The sequence below is a fragment of the Rhizobium leguminosarum genome (genome assembly GCF_004123835.1).
Taxonomy (GTDB): Bacteria; Pseudomonadota; Alphaproteobacteria; order Rhizobiales; family Rhizobiaceae; genus Rhizobium; species Rhizobium leguminosarum_M.
The window spans coordinates 85,093-97,312 of record NZ_MZMU01000028.1; the positions used below are offsets into that span (position 1 = coordinate 85,093).

Annotated in this window: 12 protein-coding genes; 7 read left to right on the plus strand and 5 right to left on the minus strand. The window is 62.2% G+C overall.

From position 1 onward, the window contains the following. Positions 1-105: 105 nt before the first annotated feature. From B5P46_RS33965 to B5P46_RS33985, 5 genes are all read left to right on the plus strand, one after another. Positions 106-1,182 (plus strand): Gfo/Idh/MocA family protein, encoded by a 1,077-nt coding sequence (locus B5P46_RS33965; protein WP_129422546.1) that lies wholly within the window; start codon positions 106-108, stop codon positions 1,180-1,182. Beyond that, positions 1,182-2,027, plus strand: coding sequence for a sugar phosphate isomerase/epimerase family protein (locus tag B5P46_RS33970; protein ID WP_129422547.1), 846 nt, complete (start codon positions 1,182-1,184; stop codon positions 2,025-2,027). Before B5P46_RS33965 ends, B5P46_RS33970 begins: the two co-directional genes overlap by 1 nt. Further along, positions 2,024-2,833: an alpha/beta fold hydrolase gene (locus B5P46_RS33975; protein ID WP_129422548.1), complete on the plus strand. Its 810-nt coding sequence runs from the start codon at positions 2,024-2,026 to the stop codon at positions 2,831-2,833. Before B5P46_RS33970 ends, B5P46_RS33975 begins: the two co-directional genes overlap by 4 nt. Positions 2,834-2,837: 4 nt before the next feature. Beyond that, positions 2,838-3,539: a ribulose-phosphate 3-epimerase gene (locus B5P46_RS33980; protein ID WP_129422549.1), complete on the plus strand. Its 702-nt coding sequence runs from the start codon at positions 2,838-2,840 to the stop codon at positions 3,537-3,539. Between the two features lie 116 nt (positions 3,540-3,655). Then, positions 3,656-4,612, plus strand: a complete 957-nt coding sequence (locus tag B5P46_RS33985) for an ROK family protein (protein WP_129422550.1) — start codon at positions 3,656-3,658, stop codon at positions 4,610-4,612. A 26-nt stretch (positions 4,613-4,638) separates the two neighbouring features. On the opposite strand, the gene B5P46_RS33990 is transcribed toward B5P46_RS33985, so the two are convergent. The 5 genes from B5P46_RS33990 to B5P46_RS34010 all read right to left on the minus strand — a co-directional run bounded on the left by B5P46_RS33990 (position 4,639) and on the right by B5P46_RS34010 (position 9,816). Continuing rightward, positions 4,639-5,034 carry a DUF4112 domain-containing protein gene (locus B5P46_RS33990; RefSeq protein ID WP_129422551.1) on the minus strand — a complete coding sequence of 132 codons (396 nt, stop codon included), beginning with the start codon at positions 5,032-5,034 and terminating at the stop codon, positions 4,639-4,641. A 170-nt stretch (positions 5,035-5,204) separates the two neighbouring features. Further along, positions 5,205-6,278 (minus strand): alcohol dehydrogenase family protein, encoded by a 1,074-nt coding sequence (locus tag B5P46_RS33995; RefSeq protein ID WP_129422552.1) that lies wholly within the window; start codon positions 6,276-6,278, stop codon positions 5,205-5,207. Positions 6,279-6,292: 14 nt separating this feature from the next. Beyond that, positions 6,293-7,672 carry an aspartate aminotransferase family protein gene (locus B5P46_RS34000; protein WP_129422553.1) on the minus strand — a complete coding sequence of 460 codons (1,380 nt, stop codon included), beginning with the start codon at positions 7,670-7,672 and terminating at the stop codon, positions 6,293-6,295. A gap of 29 nt (positions 7,673-7,701) precedes the next feature. After that, complete coding sequence (locus B5P46_RS34005; protein WP_129422554.1) at positions 7,702-9,198, minus strand: NAD-dependent succinate-semialdehyde dehydrogenase; 1,497 nt, start codon at positions 9,196-9,198, stop codon at positions 7,702-7,704. Positions 9,199-9,318: 120 nt separating this feature from the next. Continuing rightward, complete coding sequence (locus B5P46_RS34010; RefSeq protein WP_129422555.1) at positions 9,319-9,816, minus strand: Lrp/AsnC family transcriptional regulator; 498 nt, start codon at positions 9,814-9,816, stop codon at positions 9,319-9,321. A 100-nt stretch (positions 9,817-9,916) separates the two neighbouring features. On the opposite strand from B5P46_RS34010, the gene B5P46_RS34015 reads away from it, so the two are divergent. Continuing rightward, positions 9,917-11,302, plus strand: a complete 1,386-nt coding sequence (locus B5P46_RS34015; RefSeq protein WP_129422556.1) for a PLP-dependent aminotransferase family protein — start codon at positions 9,917-9,919, stop codon at positions 11,300-11,302. Between the two features lie 122 nt (positions 11,303-11,424). Then, positions 11,425-12,210, plus strand: a complete 786-nt coding sequence (gene ehuA / locus B5P46_RS34020) for an ectoine/hydroxyectoine ABC transporter ATP-binding protein EhuA (RefSeq protein WP_129422557.1) — start codon at positions 11,425-11,427, stop codon at positions 12,208-12,210. Positions 12,211-12,220 lie beyond the last annotated feature (10 nt).

Here is a 12,220-nt window from a genome sequence, read left to right on the forward strand (position 1 = left end):
CCGACACGACGGTGGCGGTCCGGCCAGAAGACGACGGCGACGTTCGATGTCTTGAAAGCATTCCATCCGCGTTCATCTTCAGTAACCGATCCAAAGGGCTTATCGATGCCAGCAAAACAGGAACGACGTCTCCGCATCGGCGTATTGGGAGCGGGCCAGATTGCCCAGGCCGCGCACTTCGAGAGCTGCACGAAGGCAGCCAATGCCGACCTCTATGCGATTTGCGACGTCGCCGAGGATCTCCGCGAACGCATGGCTATCACCCACGGGGCGGAAAAAACCTATGGCGATTACGATCAGATGCTGGCCGATCCCGACCTCGATGCCGTGGTCATCGCGACGGCCGATGCCTTTCACGTCCCGGCTTCCCTACACGCCCTTCAGGCGGGCAAACATGTCCTCTGCGAAAAACCGGTCGGCGTCACCATCGAGGAATGCCTTGAACTGAAGGCCGCAGTCGACAAGTCGGGAAAGGTGTTTCAGGTCGGGCATATGAAGCGTTTCGACGCGGGGCTCCAGGCTGCCAAATCCTTCATCCGCGATGAAATGGGCGAGATGGTCGCTTTGAAAGCATGGTATTGCGACAGCACGCACCGCTATCCGATGACCGATGCGGTCCAGCCGCTGATCGTCACCAGCGCCAATGCGCGGAAGCCCTCCGCCAATCCGAAGGCCGACCTGCGGCGCTACTACATGCTTGCGCATGGTTGCCATCTGATCGACACGGCACGTTATTTCGCCGGCGACATCGTTTCGGTCAACGCTCGTCTGTCCGAGCGAGCCGGCATCTGGTGCTGGTTCGTGGACGTGGAATTTGCCTCCGGCACGCTCGGCCATCTCGATCTCACCATCCAGGTGCGCATGGACTGGCACGAAGGCTTCCAGATCTATGGGAAGAACGGCAGCATTTTGGGCAAGACCTATAACCCGTGGTACTACAAGACCAGCGAGGTGGACATTTTCCGAGAGGCGGACGGCGCCACGCATCGCGTTCTCGGTGCCGACGGCCATTTCTACCGCCGTCAGGTCGAAGGCTTCGCCCGCACCATTCTGGATGGCGCGGTGATGGAAGGCGCCGACATCGATGATGGCCTGGCATCCGTCCGCGCCATGGTCGCTGTCGCCCGTTCGGCCGAAAGCGGCAAGGCGGTTGCGCTGGCCGACGTCACGGGTGGCGTGTGATGAAGCTCGGCATCTTCGCAAAGACCTTCGAGGGAAAGGAACCCGCAACCGTTCTCAACTCGGTTGCTGGCGCCGGGTTCACCTGCGCACAATACAATATGGCCTGCTCGGGCCTTTCGCCGATGCCGGAGATCATTACGGAAGCCCAGGCCCGCTCGGTTGCCGAAGCGGCGCGCGAAAGCGGCGTCGAGATCGTTGCCGTTTCGGGCACCTTCAACATGATCCATCCGGATCCCACCGTGCGCGAGGCCGGCCTTCGCAACCTGGCGACTCTGGCCGAGCGCAGCACCAGCATGTCTACCGCCCTGATCACGCTCTGCACCGGCACGCGCGATCCCATCGACCAATGGAAGGCGCATGCCGACAACGACACGCCGGAGGCCTGGCGGGACCTCCTCGAAGCCATGGGTGCGGCCATCGAGATCGCCGAGCGCTACGATGTCGATCTCGGCATCGAGCCCGAGCTTGCCAATGTCGTCAATTCGGCCGAGAAAGCCTATCGGCTGATCACGGCATTGAAGAGCTCCCGCATCAAGATCGTGCTCGATCCGGCCAATCTCTTCGAGGTCGCGACGCTCGATGAGCAGCGGAGCATTGTCTCTTCCGCCATCGACCTTCTGGCCGATCGGATCGTCATGGCGCATGCGAAAGACCGCAAGCCCGACGGTAGTTTCGCGACCGCCGGCAAGGGCGTCCTCGACTATGGGCATTATCTCGGCCGCCTCAAGGCGATCGGCTTTAACGGCGGTCTCGTCGCGCATGGTCTTTCGGCCTCGGAGGCGGCCGGTGTGGCGGCTTTCCTGAAGACTAACCTCGACGGGGAACCCGCGGGGGCAGGAAGATGAGACGGGCCGAACCGTTCGAAACCAGCGACGGAACCATTCTCAATGTCGACATGGCGGGCGAAGGCGCGTCTGTCATATTCCAGCATGGTTTATGCGGAGACGCGGCGCAGACCGATGAAGTCTTTCCGCTCGAAGCGGGGTTTCGCCGGGTTACGATCGAAGCGCGCGGCCACGGCCACTCCCAAGCCGGCAATCCGGAGCAGTTGTCGATCGCGACCTTCTGCGATGATATCGCCGCCTATATCGAGAAAAACCTCTCATTGCCGATCGTGATCGGCGGCATCTCGATGGGTGCTGTGATCGCCTTGCGTCTCGCGGTCAAGCGGCCCGATCTTGTCAAGGCTCTGATCATCGCAAGGCCGGCCTGGCTGACGGCAGCCGCGCCGGAGAATATGGCACCCAATGCCGAAGTCGGGCGGCTTTTGAAAACTCTGCCACTGGGCGAGGCAAAGGCCGCATTCCTCGCCGGGCCGGTGGGCGTGCGGCTCGCCGCCGAGGCGCCGGACAACCTGGCCTCGCTTGCTGGCTTTTTTTCCCGCACGCCTTTGGATGTGACCGCCGAACTGCTCACCACGATTTCCAATGATGGTCCCGATGTGACCGACGAGGAGGTCGGCAATCTCACCGTGCCGACGCTGGTTATCGGCCATGATCGGGACAGCATTCATCCTTTCGCCTACGCGCGTGCTCTTGCCGAGCGGATTCCCGGCGCGCGCTTCGTGCAGATTACATCGAAGACCGAGAGCCGTGCGCAATACGTCGCCGACTTCCGGCTTGCCATGGGCAATTTTCTGAAGGAGCTCTGAAACAATGACGACCCCCTCCAAGTCCTGGATCGCCGATCTTCCGAAGGATCGTCTGATTGCCGAATTCTCCGTCTGGTCGGCCGAGCTCGTGCGTCTCGCGGATGATCTGGCGCGTGTCGATCCTCACGTCGACATCCTCCACATCGATGTCGCCGATGGCCATTTCGCGCCGGCAATGTTATTTTTCCCTGATCTTGTTGCCGGTGTGCGCAAAGTTTCCTCGCGCCCGATCCATGTTCACCTGATGGTCGCCGACAGCATCCTGCTGTCGCAGATCGAGCAGTTCGCCGATGCGGGCAGCGATCTGATCAGTCTTCATGTTGAAAACGACAGTGTCGCCGCTGAGGCTCTCGATCTTCTCGAGCGCCGCGGCGTCGCAGCCGGCATGGTGCTGAAGGTCGATACCGCCGTCGAGCGGGTCGAGAAATATGCTTCCCGGCTGAGTTTTGTGACGCTGCTCGGCACGGCGATCGGCGTGAAGGGCCAGGGCCTCGACGAGAAGGCCGGCGCGCGGCTTCAGCAGGCAAAGCAGATCATCGCCGGCTGCGGTGCGGCGCATCGGATCGTGCTTGCCGCCGACGGCGGTATTCGCGAGCACACCGTGCCTCTTCTGCGCCAGTCGGGTGCGGAAACGGTCGTTCTCGGTTCCCTGGCTTTCAATGCGCCGTCGCTCGACGAGCGGATGGCATGGGTCCGCGCACTCTAGAGCGGTTCAGCTTTTAAAGGAGGCGCAGAACCGCTCTGTCCTTTTGTTTTTACGCAATTCCGGACGGAAAACCGCTTCGCACTTTTCCTGGAATTGCTCTAACTCATGGTCTTCACATGCAGCAGATTGCTATTGGAATCGACCTCGGTGGGACGCAGGTGCGCGCTGCCCTCGTCGATGAGCAGGGCAGGATCCTGGCACGCGCAGCCGAACCGACGGATGCGCTGGCAGGCCCCGACCGCGTGCTCGCCCAAATCTGCGGCCTGACCGATGGACTGCTTGCAGCATCGAACCCCGCTTCGGTGGTGGGTGTTGGCGTATCCGCTCCGGGCCCGCTCGATACGGTCGCCGGTGTCGCCTCGAATATCCCGACCCTCTCCGGCTTTGTCGACTATCCGCTTAAGGCTGAGTTGCAGAAGCGGTTTCCGTTTCCGGTCGACCTCGAGAATGATGCGATTGCCGCTGCCATCGGTGAGTGGCAGTTCGGAGTCGGCAAGGGGCTCGACAATTTGGTTTATGTCACCGTCAGCACTGGCATTGGCGGTGGCGCTGTGTCGGACGGTCGCGTCCTGCGCGGCCGCAAGGGCATGGCAGCCCATGTCGGGCACATGTCGGTCGTGCCGAACGGAGAGCTTTGCCCCTGCGGCAACAGGGGTTGTTTCGAGGCCTACGGATCCGGAACGGCTTTTGCGCGCCGCGCCCAAATCAGGGCTGTGGAATCCAGCGGGACGACGATAGGCAGCGATGGCGGCGCCATCGACAGCCGCAGCGTTTTTGCGGCGGCAAGAAATGGCGATCGTCTCGCAAATCAACTGATCGACGAGGAAGCGGAAATTCTCGGTCGCGGCTTCACCAGCCTGATCCACATCTTCAGTCCCGATATCATCGTGATGGGAGGCGGTCTTTCCCACGAGTTCGACCGGCTGCAGCCCGGCATTCAAGGCTACATCACGCAATGGGCAATGCCGGCATTCAAGGATGTCAGGGTAATGCTGGCGGCATTGGATCAGAACTCGGGCCTCGTCGGCGCCGCGGCTCTGGCGTTTCTGACCGGTAAGGGCGTTCGGACCTGATCCAACCCTCGAGGCGACAGGCCTCGTCAAATGCGCCGGTTGAGCTCATCTTCGCTGATGCCGAAGTGGTCGAGAATGATGCCGACGTTTCGACGATGAGATTTGAAATAGACGTCGAAGATATCGCCAAGCAGGGGAACCGTTCCGCCGGCGGCGTCGATCCCGAGATTGACGGCCATGCGTGCAAGCTTGTGGCTGGGAATGCCGAGGCGTCTTGCCTCATCGATGATGAAAAGACCGATCAGGGATCCGGCAATGTCGCCGACGGCGGGGATGAGGCCGAGAATCGAGTCCGCGCCGATACGCACGCCGATGACAGGCAATCTGACTGCGGTATCCATCAGGCGCGCTATGCCGACGGCGCGCCGAATTCTTTCAAGTTCGATGGACGTCAGGTGTTTCGCGCTGGCGGAGGCTGGCATCAGCGACCTTTTGGCGCGAACGACCGTTCCGCCTCCTCGAATGAGGGCGCCGGAAGGATGTCGTCGCATTGCTGCGAAATAGTCCGATGCAGCGAAAGCTCGGTGCCATCATGATTTTCCATTGCCGTGAAACGCTACAAACCCGATAAGGTTCGCCGCGAAAGCAAGGATCATCTCTCGTCGGGAACCACGACCAATTTGCCGACGAAGTTCTTCGCCATGAAATCGGTCTGTGCGCGGTGGAATTCCGACAGTGGATAGACGCCGCCGACGAGAGGCCGGATTTTTTTGCCTTCGATGTAGCCGACGATCCGACGAAAGTCGGCGCGGCTTCCCTGGCTAGAGCCGTGCAGCTCCAACTGCTTCAGATACATGGTCCGCAAATCGAGCTGGACGACCGGGCCGGCGATGGCGCCGGCCGTCGTGTAGCGGCCTTCGGGGCGCAGGATCTTCAGGAGATCGTTGAACAGCGGTCCGCCGACGAGATCGGCGACGACATCGATCGGCTGGCCACGGCTAGCGGAATGGACGGCTTCGACCAGATCGCCCTTGCCGCGGGTCACGACCGCCTCGGCGCCGATATCGAGCATCGCCGCCTCCTTCCCACGCCCTGCGACCGCGATCGGGATGGCGCCGCGGGCCCGCGCGAGCTGGATGATCGCCGAGCCGACGCCGCCCGAGGCGCCGGTCACGAGGACGCGTTCACCGGCGACAAGCCTTGCCCGTTCCAGCATGCGCTCGCCGGTCAGATAGGCGCAGCAGAAGGTAGCGAGTTCGACGTCGGTCAGATCGGTTGCGACAACATGCGCGTTCTCGGCCGGCAGTGCCATGTATTCGGCATAACCGCCGTCGCGGCCATGGCCCATGTAATCGATGTCGGCGAGGCTGTCGTCGTCGCGGTTATAGATCGAGAAGTCGACCATGACGCGTTCGCCGATGCGTTTGGGATTAACGCCGGCGCCGACGTCGACGATATGGCCGACCGTATCGGTGCCCTGAATGCGCGGGAATGTCAGCGTATTGCCTTGCCTGCGCCATGTGGAGACGGCGGAGGGATCGTCCTCGGTGCCATAGGCGCCTTGGCGGACCCAGACGTCGGTATTGTTCATGCCGCAGGCCGTGACGCGGATCAGAACCTCGCCGTCCGCGGGTCTCGGGACGGGCACGTTCATGCTATAGACGAGCTTGTCCAAACCGCCATGGCCGGTGAGCAATACGGCCGCCATCTTTTCCGGGATCGTCATACCGCTCTTTTCCTTCAGATGTTCTTGAAGACGGTTTCGATCGCATCCGCCGCGGCCTTGACCACGATGTCGGCCTCCTCGCGGGTCAGGCAGAGCGGCGGGGCGAAGCCGAGGATGTCGCCCTGCGGCATGGCGCGACCGATGACGCCGCGTTCGAGGAGGGCAGAGGCGACCTGCGGGCCGATCTTGCGGCCGGCATCGAAGAACGTGCGGTCGGCCTTGTCCTCGACGAATTCGACGGCCGCCATCAGCCCGTCGCCGCGGACTTCGCCGACGTTTCGGTGGCCGCCGACGGCTTTTGCGAGTTCCGAGCGGAAATAGGCGCCGGTCGTGCCGGCATTCTCGACAATGCCGAGTTCATCGATCAGTTCGAGATTGGCAATGCCTGCGGCAGCACAGATCGGATGGGCGGAATAGGTCCAGCCGTGCCCGATCGCGCCCAGCTGATCGGAACCCTGCACCAGAACTTGCCAGATCTTGTTCGAAACGATCGTGCCGGAAAGGGGAGCGTAGGCCGAGGTCAGGCCCTTGGCGATGGTGATGAGGTCCGGCTTCATGCCGTAATGGTCCGAGCCGAACATTGTGCCGAGACGGCCGAAGCCGGTGACGACTTCATCGGCGACGAGCAGGATGTCATATTTGTCGAGCACGGCCTGGATCTTCTGCCAGTAGGTTTTCGGCGGCGGCACGATACCGCCGGTGCCGAGGATGGGTTCGCCGATGAAGGCGGCGATCGTTTCCGGGCCTTCGGCGATGATCATCTCCTCGAGCTTGTCGGCGCAATATTGCGAGAACTGCTCCTCGCTCATCGACCGGTCGGGGCGGCGGAAATAATAGGGTGCTTCGGTGTGCAGCACCGGCGCCCGCGGCAGATCGAAAGCGTTGTGAAAGAGCGCAAGGCCGGTGAGGCTGCCGGTCATGACGCCGGAGCCGTGATAACCGCGCCAGCGCGAGATGATCTTCTTCTTTTCCGGACGGCCGAGAATGTTGTTGTAATACCAGATGAGCTTGATGTTGGTCTCGTTGGCATCCGAGCCAGAGAGACCGAAATAGACGCGGCTCATGCCGGCGGGCGCGCGGTCGATGATCATCTTCGACAGCGTAATCGAGGTTTCCGTGCCGTGGCCGACATAGGCATGGTAATAAGCGAGGTTCTTCGCCTGTTCGGCGATCGCATCGGCAATCTTCTGGCGGCCGTAGCCGACATTGACGCAATAGAGGCCGGCAAAGGCGTCGAGGCTTTTGCGGCCTGTCGTGTCGGTGATGTAGACGCCTTCGCCGCCGGCAACGACGCGGGTCGGCGTCTCGCCGCGGGCATGCCCGCCCATATGGGTCGATGGGTGGAAGAAGTGATCGCGGTCCCAGGCGGTGAGTTCGTTGCTTCTGTCGAGCATGTCTAGCCTCTTTCTTGAAATGGGGCGGCTCAGGCGGCCGTATCGATGCAGAGATATTTGAGCTCGGTGAAGGCCTCGAGCCCGTGGCGTGAACCTTCGCGGCCGAGACCGGACTGCTTCCAGCCGCCGAAGGGAATGGGCCCGCCGGTGATCTTCACCCGGTTGACAGCCACCATGCCGTATTCCAGTGCGCGGCCAAGCCGCATCTGGCGGGCGCCGTTTTCTGTGACGATATAGGCGATGAGGCCGTATTCGCTATCGTTGGCGCGGGCGACGACCTCGTCTTCCGTATCGAAGGCGGTAATGGCCGCTACAGGCCCGAAAGTCTCCTCGCGCATGATCAGCGCATCCGCCGGCACATCGGTCAACAGCGTCGGCTCATAGAAAAGCCGGCCGGCCTTGTGACGCTTGCCGCCGGTGACGAGCCGTGCGCCATGTCCCAGCGCGTCGGCGACCTGTTCCTCGACCTTGGCGACGGCGCGTTCATGCATCAGCGGCCCGATCTCGGCGCCATCCTCGAGCCCTGGACCAACCTTCAGTTCGGCAATGCGGTCTGCGAAGGCCTTGGTAAAGCCATCGGCGATCCGCCGCTGGACGAAAATGCGATTGGCGGCGAGGCAATCCTGGCCTGATGTGGCAAACTTGGCGTTGACGGCGATCTCGACCGCCTTTTCGATATCGGCGTCGTCGAAGATGATCAGCGGAGCGTGGCCGCCGAGTTCCATCACCAATTGCTTCAGGGTCGGTGCGCATTGGGCGGCGATCAGCCGTCCGATTCCGGTGGAGCCGGTGAAGCTCATGGCGCGCACGCGGACATCGGCACACATCCGTCCGACGATCGTTGCGGCATTGCCGGTGACCACGTTGAAGACGCCGGCCGGAATGCGGGCCCTTTCGCCGAGCTCGGCAAGCGCAAGTGCCGAAAGCGGCGTCTCGGAAGAGGGGTGGGCGACAACCGTACAGCCGGCGGCCAGCGCTGCGGCAGCCTTTCGGGTGAGCATGGCAGAGGGGAAGTTCCAGGGCGTGACGATGCCGACGACGCCGAGCGCCTCGCGCCGGACGATCATTTCCGCGCCGGGCAGATGGCTGGTGACGCTCTCGGCGTTCAGCCGTTTGCCTTCCTCGGCATACCATTCGACGAAAGAGGCGGCGTAGTCGATCTCGCCACGCGATTCCGCGATCGGCTTGCCCTGTTCGAGCGTCATGATCAGCGCCAGATCCTCCTTGGCCGCCAGCATCAGCTCAAACCATTTGCGCAGGATCGCCGCGCGGCTCTGCGGCAGCATCGCGCGCCATGCGGCAAAAGCCTCCGACGCCGCATCGATCGCTACCGCCGTCTCATCGGCGCCAAGGCTTGCAACCCAGGCCAGCGTCGCCGGTGAGGCGGGATCCGAGACCTCGAAACTTTTCCCTGATTTGCCGGCGATCCATCGGCCGCCGACATAGGCCAGATCGCGCAGGAGATGACGGTCGGCAAGCCGCGACAGCGCGTCATGATAGGCGGGGCGGGCAAAGACGGCGGTCATGTCCATTCTCCTCGTGGCGGTTGACGTCAGTCTTCCACGGGAGCGGGCGAGAGATTGTCTGTTGGCGGATGCGAAAAGAGAGAGATGGTCTAAAGGACGGCGGCTTTGCAGAGAGATTGTCTACGGCGAGGGCTGTTCTTCGCCGGCGGCAGTGAAGGAGGAGACCGGAAGGACTGTTTCCTCCTTTACCGTCTTTGTGACGATGTAGGTGAAGTAGCGGTCGATGCCGAGTTCGCGGTCGAGAAGCCCGTCGACCAGCCGCTGATAGGCGTCGATATCGGGCGCGATGATCTTCAGAATGTAATCGACGCCGCCGCCGACCGACCAGCAGGCAACGATCTCCGGGATTGCGCCGATGGCGCGCTCGAAGCGCTCGAAATCCGTCTGGCGATGATTGGCGAGCGTCACTTCCATCATCACGCTGGCGACCGGCGCGATGCGCCGCGGCGCGATGCGTGCGTGGTAACCTGTGATGATGCCGGCCTTTTCGAGCTTGCGCAGCCGCATCCAGCACGGCGTCGGCGACAGTCCGGCCTTTTCGGCCAGCGCCAGTTTGGTGATGCGGCCGTCGCGCTGGACGGCGTCGAGAATGCGCAGGTCGATGGCGTCGAGCTTCATGGTGCCTTCTTAAGAAGAAATCATTTCAAACGCAGGGAAAAGACAATGGGAGCGCATTTTTGCATTGTCAATTGAACTGATTTTCAGCAGTGTTAAAATCATGACAAAGTGGCGCCCCGATCCCTCGCAACTCCGCCGTCCGGCCTATCTCTCGCTTGCCGAGCAAATCGCAAACGCGATCACGGACGGCAAGCTCACCGACGGCGCACAATTGCCGCCGCACCGGAAGATGGCGGATGATCTGCATCTCTCGGTGCAGACGGTCAGCCGCGCCTATGACGAGTTGATCCGGCGGGGGCTGATATCCGGCGAAATCGGACGCGGCAGCTTCGTCCAGACCAGGCCGCGTGAGCCGGAGCCGCCGTATCTGCCGGAACGGCTGGGCGAAGTGATCGATCTGTCGATCCTGAAGCCGGTCTGCGAGCAGATCCATTTGGAAAGGCTGCGGCAGGCCTTCGGCTGGCTTTCGGAAAACCTGCCCTCCAGCTCCGCCCTTTCCTTCAGGCCGAACATGGTGTTTCCGCGCCACCGTGCCGTCGCCACGGAATGGCTGGCGCGCTGCGGGCTGGAGGTATCGCCGCTGAACATCAGCGTGACGAATGGTGCGACATCGGGCATGACGGTGGCGCTGATGAGCGTCGCCCCGCCCGGCTCGACGGTTGCGACCGAAGCGATCAGCCATCACACGCTCGTTCCGCTCTCCACCTATCTCGGTCTGCACCTGGAAGGGCTGGCGATCGACGAGGAGGGCATGATCCCCGAAGCACTGGACGAAGCCTGCCGGAAGGGACCGATCCGGGCAATCTTCCTGCAGCCCTCGGTGATCAACCCGATGGCGGCGCTGATGAGCGCGGAGCGCAGGCAGGCGCTTGCCACCGTCGCTGCGAAACATGATATCGCGATCATCGAAAACGACATTCTCGGCCCGATGGTCGAGGGTCGTGCGCCGCCGATCGCCGCGTTTGCGCCGGAACGGACACTCTACGTCACGAGCTTCACCAAGATTACCGTTCCTGGTTTGCGGATCGGCTATCTCACCGCGCCCGACCGTTATGTCGCCGCCGTCGCCAACCGGCATCTCGTCTCCAACTGGATGGCGACGCCTGCCATGGCCGAGATCGCCACCCGCTGGGTCAGCGACGGCACGGCGATGGAACTGGTCAACTGGCAGCGCCGCGCCCTTTTGAGCCGGCACGCGATCGCGGCGGAGATGCTGGCCGGCCTACCGTACCGTGCGCACCCGCAAAGCCTGCACGTCTGGCTGCCGCTCTCCGGCAATCATACGGAAGACGGTTTCGTATCGCAGGCAAGACTGCGCGGCGTGGCGATCGCGCCCGGCAAATCGTTCCGCACCGGCGATCAGGGCTGGACGCCGGCCGTACGCATCTCGCTTGGTTCGACGACCGAAAGCGAGCTGCGGACCGGGCTCGGCATCGTCGCCTCATTGGCGCTAGGGAATCCGGAAGAGCTGCTGCTTGCGATCTGATGCAAATGCCTTGCGTTTGAGCATGCGCAGAATAATTGTCATGATATTATTTTACGAATTGACATGATTTTGATGGGCCGTCATCGTTAGGACATTGCTTGTCTCAACAGGGAGAGACATGAATGCTTCCGCCCATCATCCGCATTGACAACATCGTCAAGAAATACGGACCGCTGACCGTGCTCGACGGCCTGTCGATGAACGTCATGCCGGGCGAGAAGCTGGCGCTGATCGGGCCATCCGGCTCCGGCAAGACGACGATCCTGCGCATTCTGATGACGTTGGAGACGATCAGCGGCGGCCATATCGAGGTCGACGGCGAACAGCTCTATCATGTGCCTGATAGCAGTGGGCTGGTGCCGGCCGACGAACGGCATCTGCATCGGATGCGCGAAAAGATCGGCATGGTCTTTCAGCATTTCAATCTGTTCCCGCACAAATGCGTGCTCGACAACGTGACGCTGGCGCCGATGCTGACGAAGGGCATCAAGCGGCCCGTGGCGGAAAAGCGGGCGATGGAGCTTCTCGACATGGTCGGCCTGGCCGACAAGGCAAAGAGCGTTCCGGCGCAGCTTTCCGGCGGGCAGAAGCAGCGCGTCGCCATTGCTAGGGCGCTGGCGCTGTCGCCGAAGATCATGCTGTTCGACGAGGTGACCTCGGCGCTCGATCCGGAACTGGTCGAGGAGGTGCTGAACGTCATGCGGCGGCTCGCCTCCGAGACCGACATGACCATGCTTCTCGTCACCCATGAAATGGGCTTCGCCCATGATTTCGCCGACCGTGTGCTGTTCTTCGATCGCGGCAAGATCGTCGAGGAAGGCAAGCCGGGTGACATCTTTCGCAATCCGACGCAGGAGAGGACGCAGACCTTCCTGCGCAAGATCATTGCGGCGGGGCACCGCGTCTGACCTCAGACAT

What these genes read in the sequence shown, in the direction of transcription:
- B5P46_RS33965 (WP_129422546.1), top strand. Translation starts at nt 106, where the DNA reads ATGCCAGCAAAACAGGAACGACGTCTCCGCATCGGCGTATTGGGAGCG.
- B5P46_RS33970 (WP_129422547.1), top strand. Translation starts at nt 1,182, where the DNA reads ATGAAGCTCGGCATCTTCGCAAAGACCTTCGAGGGAAAGGAACCCGCA.
- B5P46_RS33975 (WP_129422548.1), top strand. Translation starts at nt 2,024, where the DNA reads ATGAGACGGGCCGAACCGTTCGAAACCAGCGACGGAACCATTCTCAAT.
- B5P46_RS33980 (WP_129422549.1), top strand. Translation starts at nt 2,838, where the DNA reads ATGACGACCCCCTCCAAGTCCTGGATCGCCGATCTTCCGAAGGATCGT.
- B5P46_RS33985 (WP_129422550.1), top strand. Translation starts at nt 3,656, where the DNA reads ATGCAGCAGATTGCTATTGGAATCGACCTCGGTGGGACGCAGGTGCGC.
- B5P46_RS33990 (WP_129422551.1), bottom strand. Translation starts at nt 5,034, where the DNA reads ATGCCAGCCTCCGCCAGCGCGAAACACCTGACGTCCATCGAACTTGAA.
- B5P46_RS33995 (WP_129422552.1), bottom strand. Translation starts at nt 6,278, where the DNA reads ATGACGATCCCGGAAAAGATGGCGGCCGTATTGCTCACCGGCCATGGC.
- B5P46_RS34000 (WP_129422553.1), bottom strand. Translation starts at nt 7,672, where the DNA reads ATGCTCGACAGAAGCAACGAACTCACCGCCTGGGACCGCGATCACTTC.
- B5P46_RS34005 (WP_129422554.1), bottom strand. Translation starts at nt 9,198, where the DNA reads ATGACCGCCGTCTTTGCCCGCCCCGCCTATCATGACGCGCTGTCGCGG.
- B5P46_RS34010 (WP_129422555.1), bottom strand. Translation starts at nt 9,816, where the DNA reads ATGAAGCTCGACGCCATCGACCTGCGCATTCTCGACGCCGTCCAGCGC.
- B5P46_RS34015 (WP_129422556.1), top strand. Translation starts at nt 9,917, where the DNA reads ATGACAAAGTGGCGCCCCGATCCCTCGCAACTCCGCCGTCCGGCCTAT.
- ehuA (WP_129422557.1), top strand. Translation starts at nt 11,425, where the DNA reads ATGCTTCCGCCCATCATCCGCATTGACAACATCGTCAAGAAATACGGA.